Source organism: Paenibacillus sp. (assembly GCF_035645235.1).
Lineage (GTDB): Bacteria > Bacillota > Bacilli > Paenibacillales > YIM-B00363 > Paenibacillus_AE.
The window spans coordinates 1-16944 of record NZ_DASQMZ010000168.1; the positions used below are offsets into that span (position 1 = coordinate 1).

Sequence of the window (16944 nt, forward strand, 5' to 3'; positions counted from 1 at the left end):
GGCGTTCAGCCCGGAGGACGAAGAGAGCGCCTCCACGGCGGCGGCCCACTTGGCGAGCGGCGTACGCGTCTTATGCATAATCGTACCGGAGGTCACGGACGTCTGGCGTCTGCAGCGCCGGCATTCGTACAATGGCAGGGAGCGGGTGGATATAAGGTAGAACTCGGGAAACGCGCAGAAGGGGCAGCGAAAGCCGTCCGGCCAACGCCGGCGAAAGAAAACCTCCACAATTTGTTGGTTAGACATGTCGCGATCGCCTCCTTTTCCTAAATTATAACGAACATGTGTTCCTGTGTCAACGGATACATTCCATGAATTGGGGCGGTTGGCGAAAGAAGAGGCTGAGCTAAGGGAGTTTGGTGGGAAAGGGGCGGATAAGGGGGGGAGCGGTAAAGCCGCAAGGATGCCGGGCAGTCGGGCGGTCGGCAGATCGGACAGGCAGGCAATCGGACTGGCAGTCGGACAGGCAGTAGGAAGGGCAGTCGGACAGGAGGTCGGCACGGGCAGGCGGACAGTCGGGCGGCATCGTCTGCGAGCGAGGGGGGCGCGTGCCGAGGCGAGGGCATTTTCCCTTTTCCTGTCATGACATCGGCGCTTGGCCCATATACATAGTAATGAGTTATGATGCGAAGGGAGGAACCATCTTGTCCCAACAATCATCCGGGCTGCGGTTCGACATTTACGAACGCGTTCATCTTTCCGACGATACGGTCGGCGTGAAGGAAATTACCGGCATTGAACTGACGCCGGAAATTACCGTCGTCGCGCAAGGGGAACAAGCGGTGTTGAAGGGTCATCTGGCATTAACGGGTACATATGCGGGCGATGACGAGACGAGAGGCGAAGAGGAGCAGCTGACGCATCGGATTCCGGTGGAAATAACGCTGCCGCTCAACCGCGTCGAGAATGTCAACGACATTCGAGTGGAAATCGAAAATTTCGACGTGGACTTGTTGTCTTCGCGAAGCCTCAACGTGACCGGCGTGCTTTCGCTCGGCGGTATCGAGATGGCCGCGCCGGCGGAAGCGGATTGGCGCGAGGAAGAAGAGGTCGTCTTCACCCACCGGGTCGAGGAGAGCGCGCCGCCGGCAGAGCAGGCCGCCGCCGCCGCTTCGGCGAATGCCGTCCCGGCCGCCGTCTCGGCGGCGAACGAGGCAGCGGAAGAAGCGGCGGAAGAGACAGCGGAAGCAGCGGCGGCGAACGAAGCGACGGTCGTCGCTCACGCGGTCGAGGAAGCGGCGCCGAACGCCGAGTCGAACCCGACGTTGGAAGCAGCGGGGGCGCTCGAGGTGCAAGAGGAAATCGCCGAGGCTGTATCGGAGAAGCAGGAAATTAAGATTGCGTTCGCCGGCAAGCCGTCGCCCGCCGAAGCGGCGCCGATCGGAGTCAACGCGATTATGTCGATGGCGTCCGCGGCTCCCGCGGAGAAACGGCAGGAGTCGCCGCCGGCAGCCGCTGCGGCCGTCGCGGAAAGCGAAGGAAGAGAGCGTCTCGAATGGAAGAAGCTGTTCCTGCAGTCGTCCGCGGACGCGCCGACCTTCCGCAAGGTGCGCATGTGCATCGCGCAGAAGGAGGACACGATCGAATCGATCGCCGAACGGTACCAGAAGAGCGCCCGCGAGCTGATGCTGTACAATCGGATTAACGATCAGTATTTGCAAGAAGGCCAGGTCGTATATATTCCCTAAGGGAACGAAGCCCCCGGAGCCAACGCTCGCTTGCCGCGAGCGCCGCGTTTCGGGGGCTTTCGCTTTTTAATAGTAATTCAATAGAAACCCAAGGTACGCCACGAAGAATAAGAATAAGATGAACACGTCGAGCGGATTCGGCAAAATCAGCGTTCGGACGAATTGGATGCAAATGAGCGGAAGCATGACGGTCTTGACGCCGTAGCGCACTTTCCACCACCATTGAGGCATATAGATGTCCCCTCCTTCCCGGCTCTTTGGATAAAACCGCTCCGCGCGCCTTCGATTTGACTCGAGGCGGGAATGCGGGTATCATATGGAATATATGAGCAATCCCCGCCAAACATGAGGAAAGACTTGGAACGGGAGGAGTACGCGGTTTGTCCCCTCAGAGAGCGAAGCCGGCATGTGCTGGAAGGCTTCGCGGGAACGCAAGCTGCCGAAGTCGCCCCGGAGTCGCGTGCATGACGCCCGTCGGGCAAGTGCAGGCCGGTCCCCAGCCGTTATCCGGGCAGAGCGCCGTGCGTAGCGCGCGTTCCGTGTACGGATGTCGCGGAATGCAAGCGGAGCGCGGAATTAAGGTGGTACCACGGAAGCCGAACCTTTCGTCCTTGACATATCAGGGGCGGAAGGTTTTTTTTATGCGATTCAAGGAGGAAACGATCATGAGCGACACGAATCAAGGCATGCCGACGACGTACGATCCGAAGACGGCGGAAAGCAAATGGTACGAAAGATGGATTGAGAAGGGCTATTTTACCGCCGGGCAAAGGCCGGACGCGAAGCCGTATACGATCGTCATCCCGCCCCCGAACGTCACGGGCGTGCTCCACATCGGCCACGCGCTGGACTTCTCGCTGCAAGACATTCTCGTTCGCGCCAAAAGGATGCAAGGCTATGACGCATTATGGCTGCCGGGCACCGACCACGCCGGGATCGCGACGCAGGCGAAGGTCGAGGCGAAGCTCCGCGAGGAAGGCGTCACTCGGTACGATCTCGGACGCGAAAAATTTCTCGAAGAAGTATGGAAATGGAAAGAGCAGTCCGCGAAGTCGATTCATTTTCAATGGAGCAAGATGGGGCTGTCGCTGGACTACTCCCGGGAGCGGTTCACGCTCGACGAAGGGCTGTCGAACGCGGTTCGCGAGGTGTTCGTCCGGCTGTACGAGAAGGGCTTGATTTATCGCGGAAAGAAAATTATCAACTGGGACCCGGCCGCCCGCACGGCGCTCTCCGACATCGAGGTCGAATACAAGGAAGTGCAAGGGGCGCTGTACCATCTTCAGTACCCGTTGAAGGACGGTTCCGGCCATTTGACGGTCGCGACGACGCGTCCGGAGACGATGCTCGGCGATACGGCCGTGGCGGTGCATCCGGAGGACGAACGGTATAAGCATCTGATCGGCAAGACGCTCGTTCTGCCGATTCTCGGGCGCGAAATCCCGATTATCGGCGACGAGTACGTCGAGAAGGAATTCGGCAGCGGCGCGGTGAAAATTACGCCGGCGCACGATCCGAACGACTTCGAGGTCGGCCTGCGCCACGACTTGCCGCAAATTCTCGTCATGGACGAGTCGGGGAAGATGAACGCGAACGCCGGCAAGTACGTCGGGATGGATCGGTTCGAATGCCGCAAGCAAATCGTGGCGGATATGAAGGAGCTCGGCGTCTTGCTTCGCATCGAGGAGCATACGCATCAAGTCGGCCACAGCGAACGCTCCGGCGCGGTCGTCGAGCCGTATTTGTCGACGCAATGGTTCGTGCGGATGCAGCCGCTCGCCGATCGCGCGATCGAGCAGCAGAAATCCGGCGCAGGCGTCAACTTCGTGCCGGACCGGTTCGAGAAGACGTACTTGCACTGGATCGAAAACATTCGCGACTGGTGCATCTCCCGCCAGCTGTGGTGGGGACACCGGATCCCGGCTTGGTATTGCGCCGACTGCGGCGGAGAGACGGTCGCGGCGCACGACCCGGACGCATGCGCTCATTGCGGCGGCGCGAAGCTCAAGCAGGACGACGACGTGCTCGATACGTGGTTTTCTTCCGGCCTGTGGCCGTTCTCGACGCTCGGCTGGCCGGATCCGAACAGCGGCGACTTCAAAAAATATTACCCGACAGACGTGCTGGTGACGGGGTACGATATCATTTTCTTCTGGGTCGCTCGCATGATCTTTACGGCTCTCGAATTTACGGGGCAAAACCCGTTCAAGGACGTGCTCATTCACGGTCTCGTTCGCGACGCCGAAGGCCGGAAGATGTCCAAGTCGCTCGGCAACGGCGTAGACCCGCTCGAGGTGATCGAGCAATACGGCGCGGACGCGATGCGGTTCATGCTGACGACCGGCATTACGCCGGGGCAGGATTTGCGCTTCCGCTGGGAGCGGGTCGAGCAGGCGCGGAACTTCGCGAACAAAATTTGGAACGCTTCGCGCTTCGCGCTGATGAATCTCGAAGGCTACGAGCCGAAGCCGCTCGCCGATGAGACGCTCGCGGGGCTGTCGACGGCGGACCGGTGGATTTTGCACCGATTGAACGATACGGCGGCGAACGTGACGAGGCTGCTGGACGGGTACGAGTTCGGCGAAACCGGGCGCGCGCTGTACGACTTTATCTGGGACGATCTGTGCGATTGGTACATCGAATTCGCGAAGCTGTCGCTGTACGGCGCCGACGCGGAGGCGAAAGCCCGCACGCAGACCGTGCTCGCCTACGTGCTGGACAACACGCTGCGCCTGCTTCATCCGTTCATGCCTTATATTACGGAGGAGATTTGGTCGCACCTCCCGCGCCACCCTGAAGACGGTGAGACGATTACGCTTGCGGCATGGCCGCGGCCCGACGCGCGTTGGGAAGCGCCGCAGCAGGTGTCCGAGATGGAGCTCCTGATGGCGATGATCCGCTCGATCCGCAACGTACGCGCCGAAGTGAACGTGCCGATGAGCAAGAAGATCGAGATGATCGTCAAGCCCGCCTCGGCGGACGCGCAAGCCGTGCTCGAGCGCAATCGCCATTATCTCGAACGGTTCTGCAACACGTCCTCGCTCGAGATCGCGGCCGATGCCGTGGCGCCGGAGAAGGCGATGTCGGCGATCGTGACGGGGGCGGAGATGTTCCTGCCGCTCGCCGGTCTCATCGACATCGATCAAGAGATCGCGCGCCTCGAGAAAGAGCTGAAGACGCTGAACGGCGAGGTCGAACGCGTCGAGAAGAAGCTCGCCAACCCGGGCTTCGTGGCGAAGGCGCCGGCGGCGGTCATCGAAGAAGAGAAGGCCAAGATGAACGATTACGCGGACAAGCGCGATAAGGTGATCGCTCGGATCGCCGAGCTGAAGGGGTAATGCGGCCGATGTTTCAGACGTATCAGGAAGCGCTGGAATGGATTACGAAGCTCATGCCGCTGCACGGCATCAAGCCGGGGCTCGAGCGGACGGAGGCGCTGCTCGAGCGCCTCGGCTATCCGCATCGGCGGCTCAAATTCATACACGTGGCGGGAACGAACGGCAAGGGCTCGACTTGCGCGTTTCTCGCATCCGTGCTTCGGGGGGCGGGATACGACGTCGGCGTCTTCACGTCGCCGTTCCTTGAAAAATATACGAACCGCATTCAGATGAACGACGAGGACATCCCGGAAGCTTCCGTGCTCGCCATCGCCAACCGGATCAAGCCGATCTCCGACGAAATCGAGCCGCTGCACGGCGCGCTCAGCATGTTCGAAATCAGCACGGCGATCGCGATCGTGTATTTCGCGACCGAAGCGTATCCGGACTTCGTCGTGTGGGAAACCGGCATGGGCGGCCGGCTCGATTCGACGAACGTCGTCGCGCCGATCGTCTCGGTCATTACGAACGTCGGGCTCGACCATACGGACGTGCTCGGCGAGACGATCCCGCAGATCGCCCGGGAGAAGGCGGGCATTATTAAGCCGGGGGTGCCGGTGGTGTCGACCGCGACGCAGCCGGAAGCGGCGGCCGTCATCCGGGAGACGGCGGTGGCGAGGAAAGCGTCGCTCTACGAGCTTGGCGCGAACTTTCGCTACGACACCCGGGAGGTGCAGGAGGGGCGGCAAACCTTCGACTTCGAAGGGCCGTTCCGCAAGCTCGAAAACGTAGCGATCGGCATGGACGGATTGCACCAGCAGACGAACGCCGCCCTCGCGCTTATGACGATCGAGGTGCTCCGCCAGTATTACGCCCTTGTCGTCGATGACGAAGAACTGTACGCGGGCTTCGAACGCGCGCGGTGGAAGGGCCGTCTCGAGATGGTGTCGCGCGCGCCGCGCATTTTGCTGGACGGCGCCCATAACCCCGACGGGGCGAAGACGCTCGCCGATACGCTGAAGCAGGTCTATTCGTACCGTCGTCTCGTATTTGTGCTCGGGATGCTTCGGAATAAGAATCATCCGGAATATTTACGGCATATACTACCTATTGTGGATACTTTGATCGTTACGGAACCGGACTTCTTCAAGGCGATGCCGGCCGGCGAACTGGCGTCGGCGGCGGAGGCGTGGAGGGAAGCGAACGGCGCGTCGCTTTCGATCGCGGCGGAGCCGGATTGGCGCGAGGCGCTCGAGCGCGCTCGCCGGTCGGCCGGACCGGACGATTTGATCGTGGTTTCGGGCTCGCTTTACTTCTTGTCGGACGCCCGCGCCCGGGTTTTGAATTTGGCAGACAGCGAAAAAGGTTGGTGAGACGCATGAGTACTTCCGAACAGCATGTGCATTTCATCGGGATCGGCGGATACGGCATGAGCGCCATCGCGAGGGTGATGCTGGAAATGGGCTATCGCGTGTCGGGTTCCGACGTCGCGGAGCAGGAGCTCACGGAGAAGCTGGCCCAAAAGGGCGCCAAGGTTTTCATCGGCCACGAGGCGGGACATGTGCAGGGCGCGGACCTTGTCGTGTACTCCACGGCGCTGTCGCAGGACAATGTGGAAAAGGTCGCCGCCGAATCGCTGAACATTCCGGTGATTCATCGGTCTCAGATGCTTGCGAGGCTGCTGAACGCGAAGAAGGGCGTCGCGGTCGCAGGCGCGCACGGGAAGACGACGACGTCGTCGATGATCGCGCTCGTCCTGGAAAGCACGGGCGTCGATCCGACCTACATTATCGGCGGCGAAATTATGAACGTGGGCAGCAACGCGAAAGCGGGCAAGGGCGAATTCGTCGTCGCCGAAGCGGACGAGAGCGACGGCTCCTTCTTGCAGTACCACCCGGCGCTGGCGGTCGTCACGAATATCGAAGCGGACCATCTGGAAAATTACGACGGCGACTTCGATAAACTGAAGGCCGCGTACGCAAGGTTTCTCAGCCAAGTGAAGGAAGGCGGCAAGGCGATCGTCTGTTTGGACGATCCGGAGCTCGCCGGCCTGCTGCCCCACGTCACCGCCGATCGAATTACGTACGGGACGCACGCCGACGCGGATTATCGAGCGACCGACATCGCGCTCGGGGATCGGAAGGCCGAATTTACCGTCGTGCGCGGGGCCGAGACGCTCGGCCGCGTCACGCTGAGCGTGCCGGGCCACCACAACGTGTTGAACGCGCTCGCGACGCTCATCGTCTGCATGGAAGCCGGCGTGCCGTTCGCGCAGGCGGCGGCGGCGCTGACGGAATTCAGCGGCGCGAAGCGGCGGTTCCAGGTGCTCGGGGACGCGAACGACATCCTCGTCATCGACGATTACGCGCACCATCCGACGGAAATCGTCGCGACGATCGCGGCGGCGAAGGCGACGGGCAAGCGGATCGTCGCGGTGTTCCAGCCGCAGCGCTATACGCGTACGTTTTACTTGCTCGACGCGTTCAGCCGGGCGTTCGGCGAGGCGGACGAAGTCGTCATCGTAGACATCTACTCGCCGGCCGGCGAGCAGCGCATCGAAGGCGTCTCGGCGGCGCGACTGACGGAGCTCATCCGCGAGAACAGCAACCCGAACGTGAAACATATTTCGACGAAGGAGCAGGTGCTCGAATACCTGGAGGGGCGGGTCGCGCCCGGGGATCTTGTGATCACGATGGGCGCGGGCGATATTTGGAAGGTCGCGAAACAACTCGCCGCCACGCTCAAGGAACGCGCCGGCGCATAAATTTCGAAGCATCGCAAAAAGAATCTCGATCCTGCTCATCATAATCTCGCTCCCTCTATCATATGTTGATAGAAAGAATGGACAAGGGAGCGAGACGTTATGAGCAAAGCGAGAATCACTTTTCGTTTCGAAAATACGCGGCGCGCGTCGGGACAAGCCGCCGGCGAGGCGCCGCTCGTCGAATCGACCCCGCTCGAGCGTGATGAGCCGGGGGATCGTACGATTCAGGCCTCGCGCGAGCCGGAACGGGAATCGGCCGATAGGGAGCCGCAGGAGTCCAAGCGTCCCGCGGGGAACGTGATTCCGCTGCGGCATTACGAATTCGAGGTGTCCGATGAGCCGGTCGTGATCGAAGAGCGGGGAGGCGGCGCGCCGAAGAAGCCCTTCGCCGGTCGCCGGCTCGAACCGGATTATCCGTACGATTACGGCGCGTGGCGGGACGTCGCCGACGCGGAGGCGGACGAGCTGGAGCGCCTGATCCGGGCGACCGACGCGTACGAGCCCGAAGGCGAACGGGAGGAGCGGGCCCGGAGCGTACGGCTGGGCGACGGAAGCCGGGGGCCGCGGCTCGAGCCGCCGGAGCTGCGGGCGCCAGGCTTGCCGGTGCGCGATTGGGAGGCGGAGGAGGAAGCGGCCGATCGCGACGCGGAGTCGGGCTATTGGGCCGGCTCGGACGTCGGTCGCCCGCCCCGGTCCTCCCGCGCCTCCCGCGCGTCCGCCGTCCGCCGTACCGAGGAAGGCCCCGCTTGGTGGAAGGTCGCCGGCTCCGTCGTCGGCGCGATCGCGACCGGCATCCTGTTCGGCACTTTCATGCTGAATTTCTTCGCAGGCGATCCGGCGAAGGATTCGGGAACGGAGGCGGAATCGAACCCGCCCGCGGCGGCCGCGCCGACGGAACATGCCGCGAACGCATCCGCGGGCGACGCCGCCGCGCCGGCGGGCAATGAGCCAGCCGCCGTCGCGTCCGCGACGATCGATTTGCCGGAGCGCAGGATGTTCTTGCTGCAGAACGGAAAATTCGAGACGCTGGACGCCGCGCGCACGCTTGCGGAAAGCATGAAGAGCAAGGGGCTCGCCGCGACGATCGAGGAAGGCGACGGGTTTTACGTCTATGCGGGCGTGACGTCGAACCGGGACGCGGCGCTTCGCGCCGGCGTCAAGCTGCAGGCGGAGGGCGTCGAGGTATATGTGAAGCCGTACGAACTGCCGTCGGTAAGCCGTGTGCGCTGGTCCGACGGTTCGGCCGAGGCGCTGGCCGGGTATGTCGCCAAGGGCAGCGATATGGTACGCATGATCGGGGACTTGACGCTCGTGCACCTTGAGGGAGATGCGCCGGTCGCGCCGGAAGCGGCGACGCTCGAGAAGGTGAAGTCCGAGCATCTCGCGCTGACGGAGCTCCAAGCCGGCGCATTGGCGGGCTTGCCGGCCGAGGCGCAGCCGATGCTCTCGCGGATGGACGCGGCGGTGCGGAATGCCGTGGTCGCGATCGAGGAATACGGCGCGCATCCGGATCATGCCTACTTGTGGAGCGCCCAGAGCGCCTTGATGGACTATCTGATCGCGGAGAAGCAGCTGCTGACGACGATCGCGACAAATTAACGAACGAATTCGATACAAGTCGGGCCGTTTCCGGTACGGCGGCGCTGCGCCGCGCTCCGGGGGCGGCCCTTCTAGCGTGAATTGGGAGGTACGGCCCAACGTCCGAGGAACGCCAAAACGCGGGACATCCGAAGGATGCCCCGCGCTCGATGCGAGGAGATCTAGTTATTATTGCAGCGTGCCCCGCGTCAGCTGGCGATCGACCATCGTGGCGATTTCCGCGCGCGTCACGTTCCGGTCCGGCCCGTAAAGCCGATCCGCGACGCCGCGGACGATGCCGGAACCGCTCAGACGCATGATCGACGCATAGGCCCAGTTTTTGGAACTGACGTCCCGGAACTTGGAGCCGCTCGTCTCCGATAAGGTCGTGCCGATGAGGCGATCGAGCACGACGGCTACTTCGGCCCGCGTGACCGGCGCGTCCGGCCGGATCGTGCCGTCCGGGTATCCGCGAAGGATCCCGTGCTCTACGGCTTGATTCATCGTCTCGTACGACCAATGCGCTTCCGGCAAATCGGCGAACGCCGCAGCCGGCACGTCCGCCGGTTCGGGAGACGCCGCCGGGGCGTCGGGCGCGGTCGCCGCCGGTGCGTCGGGGGCGGTCTCCGCCGGTGCGTCGGCGCCCTCGTCGGCGCCCGCGCCGTCGTCCGACGCTCCGCCTTCGGCGGGTTGCGCTGGCGAATCCGAATCCGATGCTTCGCCGGAGGCGGAATCGGCCTCGTACACGTCTTCCGTCACCGCCTCGTCGCCGTTCGCCGCTTCATGGCCGGACTCCTCGGGGGCCGGCGCTTCCGCCGGAGCCGCTTCCGTCACGGAAACCTGGGATTTGGCGCCGGAGAAGCCGAAAGCGCGCTCCGCGAACGCCATCAGTTCGGCGCGTGTCAAGGGGCGGTCGGGATAAAATTTGCCTTCGTCGCCGCCCGCGATGCCTTGCTCGTTCAGACGGATGATAGAATCCTTCGCCCAATGCCGCCCGATGTCGCTGAACGTCGGCGGCAAATATTGCAATATGCCGTTCGCGATGCCGACGGCGTATTTATCGCGGACGGAGGAGGAAGCCAGCATCTTGGCGTCCTGCGCGTTCGAAAGGAACGCCGTCTCGACGAGGATGCTGGGGATGTTGCCCATGCGCACGACGTAAGCGGAGCTCTGCAGCAAGCCGCGGTTCGTGTTGGGCACCTGCTCGAGCATGGAAGACAAGACGTGCTGCGCGAGCCGCTTGCTCTCCGGGCTCAGCGCCTTCATCTCCGGGCTGGCCGGATAAGACGGATTCGGGTTCGATGCGTCATGATACAGCACCATCGTGCCGCGTACGGCCGAGGACGGATGCGCGTTGGCGTGCACGGAAACGAACAGATCCGCGTCCGCCGACCGGGCGAATTCGACCCGGGCTTGCAGCGACATCGTCTTATCGACGTCGCGCGTCATGACGACTTCATAGCCTTTCGCCAGCAATATATCTTTGAGACGGTAGGAAATATCGTTATTCACCGTCTTCTCGTACAGGCCGTTCACGCCGACGGCGCCCGGATCGCTTCCGCCGTGGCCGGGGTCGATGACGACCTTGGCGGCCTGTCCTATGTACGGAAACGCAAGAAGAGCCGCGGCAAGGACGAGCGTCGATGTTACCATTTTCAAAGTAAATCCCCCCCGCAAAATATTTTAATAGGTTAACCGTCGATTGTAAGCAGGTAAGATGTACTATTTGCGATATAATAGGCACAACGAAGGAGAGAAGGGGAACCGGGAGCCTTATGAAAAAGAACAATTTGACGCTCATCGTCATGCTCGTCGCGGGACTGCTGACGGGGACGATCCTGTCGCAGCTGCTGGCCGACGTGCCGGGGCTTTCGCTGCTGGCGGAGTCCGCGGAAATTCGCTGGGAGCCGAGCGCGGATTTGCAGATCGTCCGATACGACTTGAAATTTGCGGTAACACTAAATTTGGCCAGCGTGCTCGGGCTCGCCGCGGCGTTTTGGATTTATCGGAAAATGTAACGAACGGAGGAACAAGCATGCGTACCGCAACGTTGATTTTGGCGTCGTCTTCGCCGAGACGGCAGGAGTTGATTCGGGTGCTCGGCTTCCCGGTCGAGGTCGTGCCGAGCGACGTCGACGAGGGCGTCGAGACCGGCTGGTCGCCGTCCCGCATCGTAGAGGAGCTTTCGCTGCGCAAAGCGCTGGCGGTGACGGAGCGTCTGGCGCCGGGACGGGAGGGCGTCGTCGTCGGCTCCGATACGATCGTGGTGCTGGACGGAGCCGTGCTCGGCAAGCCCCGCGACGAAGAAGACGCGGCCGCCATGCTCGCGGCGCTTTCCGGCCGCTCGCACGAAGTGTACACCGGTCTGGCGCTCGTGGACGTCGCGACGGGCCGCCGATCCGTCTCCCACCGGATGACGCGCGTCTGGATGAAGCCGATGGACGAGAGGCGCATCCGGGCGTACGTCGAAACCGGCGAGCCTCGCGACAAAGCGGGGGCGTACGGCATTCAAGGCTACGGCGCGACGCTCGTCGACCGGCTGGAGGGCGACTATTTCACGGTCGTCGGGTTCCCGCTGTCGCTCGCGGCGGACATGCTGGAGCGCGACTTCGGCTTGAGGGTGTTGTAACGAACCGCTGAGCGTACCCGGAATAACGGAATTTTTTTCCCTTATTCGACGAAGAAGGTTGTTCCTTGCTTGCGTTGCCTTTTATCATTATGGGTACTTTACCGATGATAGGGAGGCGCGGAACGTGGAACCATCGATTATGCTGCGGGAGGTGCCCGAGGACGAACGGCCCCGGGAACGCATGCTGCGCGCGGGAGCGTCCGGCATGAGCAACGCGGAGCTGCTCGCCGTGATCTTGCGAACCGGGACGCGGAACGAATCCGCGGTGACGCTGTCGCAGCGCCTGCTGCTCCAAGCGGGCGGGTTGCGCGGCTTGGCGGACCGCAGCGCGGAGCAGCTGTGCGAGCAGCGGGGGATCGGGACGGCGAAGGCGCTTCAGCTGCTTGCGGCGCTGGAGCTGGGGCGGCGCATGGCGCGCGCCGAGCTGGAGGCGTCGCCGATCATACGGTCCCCCGAAGACGTGTCGACGCTCGTCATGGAGGATCTGCGATATTTGCAGCAGGAACATTTCGTCGCCTTGTTCTTGAACACGAAAAATCGGGTAGTGGGCCGGGAGACGCTGTCGGTCGGCAGCCTGAACGCCGCGATCGTCCACCCGCGCGAATTGTTCCGCGCCGCCGTGAAACGCAGCGCCGCGTCGATCATTTGCGTGCATAACCATCCGAGCGGCGACCCGACGCCGAGCGCCGAAGATATTCAATTGACGCATCGACTGGTGGAGGCGGGTCATATTATAGGTATCGAGGTGCTCGACCATGTCGTCATCGGCGATCGCCGGTACGCGAGCCTGAAGGAACGCGGAGAGATGTAAGCCGCCGCCTCCCGGGGGAGCACCTTGCGGCGCCGAGCTCATTTGCAATGGCTATACGGTGTGGTGTTATAATTAAAAGGATTGTCCCACATAGGGTGGAGCAGAAGGGAGTTACCTACATGTTCGGCGGTTTCAGCACGAAAGATCTCGGGATCGACCTCGGGACAGCGAACACGCTTGTGTACGTGAAAGGCAAAGGAATCATCGTCAGGGAACCCTCCGTGGTCGCCCTGCGCACCGATACGAAGACGATCGAAGCCGTCGGGGAACAAGCGAAGCGCATGATCGGACGGACGCCGGGCAACATTCGCGCCGTTCGGCCGATGAAGGACGGCGTCATCGCCGACTTCGACACGACGGCTACGATGATCAAATATTTCATTCGCCAGGCGCAGAAGCAGCGTTCGCTGTTCCCGCGCCATCCGTCCGTTATGGTTTGCGTGCCGTCCGGCATTACCGCGGTGGAGAAGCGCGCGGTCGAAGACGCGACGCGGCAAGCCGGCGCGAAGGAGGCGTACACGATCGAAGAGCCGTTCGCGGCGGCGATCGGGGCGAATTTACCGGTGTGGGAGCCGACCGGCAGCATGGTCGTCGATATCGGGGGCGGCACGACGGAGGTCGCGGTCATTTCCCTCGGCGGCATCGTCACGTCCCGGTCGATTCGCGTGGCGGGCGACGAGATGGACGACGCGATCATTCAATACATTAAGCGGACGTACAACCTCATGATCGGCGAACGAACGTCCGAACAGATGAAGATGGAGATCGGCTCCGCGCTGCCGCAGCCGAACCCGCCGACGATCGAAATTCGCGGCCGCGATCTCGTCTCCGGCTTGCCCAAGACGATTTCCGTCTCGGCGGAAGAGGTGACCGAGGCGCTGGCGGACACGGTCGGCTCGATCGTCGACGCCGTGAAGGTCACGCTGGAGAAGTGCCCGCCGGAATTATCCGCGGACATTATGGATCGCGGCATCGTCCTCACGGGGGGCGGCGCGCTCCTCCGCAATCTCGACAAGCTGCTCGCGCGGGAGACGGGCATGCCGGTCGTCGTGGCGGAAAATCCGCTCGATTGCGTGGCGATCGGCACCGGCAAGGCGCTCGAGAACATACACCTGTTCAAGACTAGGTCGGGTCCGACCTCGCGTTCGCGGAGATAGGTCGGAGCCGCCCTTGCACGCAAGGCCAAGCGGTGAGGGGATGCATGGGGATCGATGTTTAAATTTATGGGGAATAAGCGGTTGTTTTTGTTGCTGTCCGCGATCGTCTTCTTTATCGCGCTGATGGGCTTCACCCTCAGCGTGCGCGGCGGCGCGACTTGGCCGGAGAAATTCGCGACGGATACGGTCGCGTTCGGACAAAGCTTGGTATATCGGCCGGTGCGCGCCGTCGCCGGCTTCTTCGAAGACGTCAGAAGACTGAAGACGGTGTACGAGGAAAATCAAGCGCTGCGGCTGACGCTCACGCAATACGCGCGGGACACGGCGCGCTTGAACGACCTCGAAGCGCAGAACGAGCGCCTGAAGGAGGCGCTCGCGTTCACCGAGCGGCAGAAGCGTTCGCACGAATACACATACCGCATCGCGGAAGTGATTTCGGAAAGTCCAGATCGGTACAACCGCGTCGTGCGCATTAATTTGGGAGAGCGGGACGGCATCAAACCGGACATGGCGGTCATGACGGTGGACGGTTTGATCGGCCGCATCGTGCGGACGACGCCGTTCACGTCCAACGTCCAACTCATCACCGACCTGAACGGCGAAGAGGGCAGCGTGAAAGGCATCTCCGCGACCGTACAGGGACGGGAAAGCGAATCGTTCGGCATTATCGAGGATTATAACGTCGAGCAGGGCCTGCTTATTATGACGAAGATCGACCAAAACGACGAACTGAAGAAGGACGACGTGATCGTCACGTCCGGGCTCGGCGAGCTGTTTCCGGAAGGCATCGTGATCGGTACGGTCGTCGATCGCAAGGTCGGGGATTTCGGGCTGACGCATACCGCGACGGTGAAGCCCGCCGCGCAGTTCGCGCATCTGCGGGAAGTGTTCGTCATCGAGGTGCCGGGCCTTGAGTAACGACCGGCTGCGCCGATGGGTGCTGACGACGCTGCTGTTGCTGCTTTTCTTCCTGCTCGAAAGCGCGCTCGTTCCGTGGCTGCTTCCGGCGGAATGGCGGTTCGAGCTTTCGATTTACCCGAAGCTCGTCCTCGTTTGCGCCGTGTACATCGCCATCCTGACGAACCGGCATATAGGAACCGCGTTCGCGCTGGCCTTCGGGCTGCTGCAGGATATCCAATTCTACGGCCATATGATCGGGGTGAACGCGTTTACGTATGCGTTAGCCGCCTATATGGCGGGCGTCTTGATTCGGCCGAATCTCGTAAATTTGTTTTCCGTATTTTTGATTCAATTATCCGCGTTGCTGTTATACGAAACCGCTACATATGCGCTTTATCGCTTGTTCAGCGTCACCGACGCCGATTTCGCTTGGACGTTCGTACACGGCATGCTGCCGAGTATCCTGATCACCCTGTTTCTCGCCTTAGCGCTGTACATTCCTTCGCGACGATGGCTCGAAACCCCGAGAGCGGAACGGGAGTCGGGCGACGAATAACGGGGACGTGCAGGATTTTCGCGGGGCGAAGTGGAATGGTATAGGCGGAAAGGGAGGCGGAACGTCCCGGTGTCAACAAACAAATCGCTCGTTACGATCAAAGGCGTTAAAGAAGGCCTGCTTTTCGTGCTCGACGACGCGGCCCCGCTCGCGGACGTGCTGTCGGAGCTTAGCCATAAACTTGAACATACGCATAGTCACTTCTTAACCGGGCCGATCGTACATGTGCACGTCCGCCTCGGCAAGCGGGCTTCGACGGAGGAAACGAAGGCGGCCTTGAAGGAGGCGTTCGCGTTCCGAGGCAACCTGCTCGTCCAATCGATCCAAAGCGAACCCGATACGGAAGAAGCGGCCGCCGCGGAACTGCTGACCCCGTCCATGAAGACGGTGTCCGGCATCGTGCGCTCGGGGCAAACGCTGCATCACGACGGGGACGTGCTGCTGATCGGAGACGTCAATCCCGGGGGCACGATTACGTCCACGGGACATATTCTCGTTCTCGGCTCGCTGCGAGGGCTCGCGCACGCAGGCGTCGGGGGCGACGAGCATGCGGTCATCGCCGCGTCGCATTTGCGCCCGACGCAGCTGCGCATCGCGAACGTCGTCTCCCGTCCGCCGGACGAATGGGGTTTCGAGGAAGCGTTCATGGAATTCGCGTATTTGCGCGACGGCGCGATGGAAATCGAGAAAATTCACCAGTTGCACCGCATCCGGCCGCAACTCGGCAACAGCAAAGGGGAGTGAACCTCATGGGAGAGGCGATCGTAGTAACATCGGGGAAGGGCGGCGTCGGCAAGACGACGACGTCGGCGAACGTCGGCACGGCGTGGGCGCTGCTGGGCAAGAAGGTGTGCATGGTCGACACCGATATCGGCCTGCGGAATTTGGACGTCGTGATGGGCCTCGAAAACCGGATCATTTACGATCTCGTCGACGTCATCGAAGGGCGTTGCCGTCTCGCCCAAGCGCTGATTAAAGACAAGCGCTTCGACGAGCTGTACTTGATCCCCGCCGCCCAGACGAAAGATAAAAATTCGGTGACGCCGGAGCAAGTGCGCGCGGTCGTGCTCGAGCTGAAGAAGGAGTACGACTACGTCGTGATCGACTGCCCGGCGGGCATCGAGCAAGGTTTTAAGAACGCCGTCGCCGGGGCGGACCGCGCGATCGTCGTCACGACGCCGGAGAAGTCCGCGGTACGCGACGCGGATCGCATCATCGGCCTGCTCGAGAAGGAGAGAATCGACTCGCCGAAGCTGATCATCAACCGCATTCGGCCGCACATGCTGAAGAACGGCGACATGCTCGACATCGACGAAATTTGCGCGGTGCTCGCCATCGACCTGCTCGGTCTCGTTCCCGACGACGAGCACGTCATCAAGGCGGCGAACAACGGAGAGCCGACCGTGATGAATCCCGACTCCCGCGCCGCGATCGCCTATCGGAACATCGCGCGACGCATACTCGGCGACACGGTGCCGCTCATGCCGCTGCAGCAAAAATTAGGCGTTTTGCAGCGCCTGAAAAAGTTTTTCGCAGGCTGACGA

16 protein-coding genes are annotated in these 16944 nt (G+C 62.1%); 13 read left to right on the top strand and 3 right to left on the bottom strand.

The features are described from left to right. Nucleotides 1–660: transposase (locus tag VEZ38_RS20650; protein WP_414694734.1), on the bottom strand; the 660-nt coding region annotated here is incomplete at its 3' end. On the opposite strand from VEZ38_RS20650, the gene VEZ38_RS16120 reads away from it, so the two are divergent. Further along, nucleotides 645–1688, top strand: a complete 1044-nt coding sequence (locus tag VEZ38_RS16120) for a LysM peptidoglycan-binding domain-containing protein (RefSeq protein ID WP_324895204.1) — start codon at nucleotides 645–647, stop codon at nucleotides 1686–1688. The two genes, VEZ38_RS20650 and VEZ38_RS16120, sit on opposite strands and share 16 nt — an antisense overlap. A 66-nt stretch (nucleotides 1689–1754) precedes the next feature. On the opposite strand, the gene VEZ38_RS16125 is transcribed toward VEZ38_RS16120, so the two are convergent. After that, a complete protein-coding gene (locus tag VEZ38_RS16125) occupies nucleotides 1755–1919 on the bottom strand; it encodes a hypothetical protein (protein WP_324895206.1) in 165 nt (54 codons plus the stop codon). A gap of 434 nt (nucleotides 1920–2353) precedes the next feature. Here VEZ38_RS16125 and VEZ38_RS16130 point away from each other — a divergent pair, with 434 nt between their 5' ends. The 4 genes from VEZ38_RS16130 (at nucleotide 2354) to VEZ38_RS16145 (ending at nucleotide 9368) form a co-directional block, all read left to right on the top strand. Next, on the top strand, nucleotides 2354–5026 hold the full coding sequence (locus VEZ38_RS16130; RefSeq protein ID WP_324895208.1) for a valine--tRNA ligase: 2673 nt from the start codon (nucleotides 2354–2356) through the stop codon (nucleotides 5024–5026). Nucleotides 5027–5034: 8 nt separating this feature from the next. Continuing rightward, a complete protein-coding gene (locus tag VEZ38_RS16135; protein ID WP_414694735.1) occupies nucleotides 5035–6378 on the top strand; it encodes a bifunctional folylpolyglutamate synthase/dihydrofolate synthase in 1344 nt (447 codons plus the stop codon). A 5-nt stretch (nucleotides 6379–6383) separates the two neighbouring features. Beyond that, nucleotides 6384–7769, top strand: coding sequence for a UDP-N-acetylmuramate--L-alanine ligase (gene murC, locus VEZ38_RS16140; protein ID WP_324895212.1), 1386 nt, complete (start codon nucleotides 6384–6386; stop codon nucleotides 7767–7769). Nucleotides 7770–7868: 99 nt separating this feature from the next. Then, nucleotides 7869–9368, top strand: coding sequence for an SPOR domain-containing protein (locus tag VEZ38_RS16145; RefSeq protein ID WP_324895214.1), 1500 nt, complete (start codon nucleotides 7869–7871; stop codon nucleotides 9366–9368). A gap of 168 nt (nucleotides 9369–9536) precedes the next feature. Here the strand turns inward: VEZ38_RS16145 and VEZ38_RS16150 are convergent, their stop codons facing one another. Then, nucleotides 9537–11000, bottom strand: a complete 1464-nt coding sequence (locus VEZ38_RS16150) for an N-acetylmuramoyl-L-alanine amidase (protein ID WP_324895262.1) — start codon at nucleotides 10998–11000, stop codon at nucleotides 9537–9539. Nucleotides 11001–11122: 122 nt separating this feature from the next. Between VEZ38_RS16150 and VEZ38_RS16155 the strand changes: the two genes are divergently transcribed. From VEZ38_RS16155 to minD, 8 genes are all read left to right on the top strand, one after another. Next, a complete protein-coding gene (locus VEZ38_RS16155) occupies nucleotides 11123–11365 on the top strand; it encodes a DUF4321 domain-containing protein (protein WP_324895217.1) in 243 nt (80 codons plus the stop codon). Between the two features lie 17 nt (nucleotides 11366–11382). Beyond that, the gene (locus VEZ38_RS16160; RefSeq protein WP_324895219.1) at nucleotides 11383–11976 is read left to right on the top strand and encodes a Maf family protein; all 594 of its coding nucleotides are present in this window, start codon (nucleotides 11383–11385) and stop codon (nucleotides 11974–11976) included. A gap of 139 nt (nucleotides 11977–12115) precedes the next feature. Further along, on the top strand, nucleotides 12116–12787 hold the full coding sequence (radC, locus tag VEZ38_RS16165; protein WP_324895264.1) for a RadC family protein: 672 nt from the start codon (nucleotides 12116–12118) through the stop codon (nucleotides 12785–12787). Between the two features lie 119 nt (nucleotides 12788–12906). Continuing rightward, entirely contained in the window at nucleotides 12907–13944 is a 1038-nt protein-coding gene (locus VEZ38_RS16170; protein ID WP_324895221.1) for a rod shape-determining protein, read from the top strand. Between the two features lie 54 nt (nucleotides 13945–13998). Next, nucleotides 13999–14862 (top strand): rod shape-determining protein MreC, encoded by an 864-nt coding sequence (mreC, locus tag VEZ38_RS16175; RefSeq protein ID WP_324895223.1) that lies wholly within the window; start codon nucleotides 13999–14001, stop codon nucleotides 14860–14862. Then, a complete protein-coding gene (mreD, locus tag VEZ38_RS16180) occupies nucleotides 14855–15400 on the top strand; it encodes a rod shape-determining protein MreD (RefSeq protein ID WP_324895225.1) in 546 nt (181 codons plus the stop codon). The genes mreC and mreD overlap by 8 nt, the downstream gene beginning before the upstream one ends. Nucleotides 15401–15469: 69 nt before the next feature. Beyond that, complete coding sequence (gene minC, locus VEZ38_RS16185; protein ID WP_324895227.1) at nucleotides 15470–16144, top strand: septum site-determining protein MinC; 675 nt, start codon at nucleotides 15470–15472, stop codon at nucleotides 16142–16144. 5 nt (nucleotides 16145–16149) lie between these two features. Continuing rightward, nucleotides 16150–16941: a septum site-determining protein MinD gene (minD, locus tag VEZ38_RS16190; RefSeq protein WP_324895229.1), complete on the top strand. Its 792-nt coding sequence runs from the start codon at nucleotides 16150–16152 to the stop codon at nucleotides 16939–16941. Nucleotides 16942–16944 lie beyond the last annotated feature (3 nt).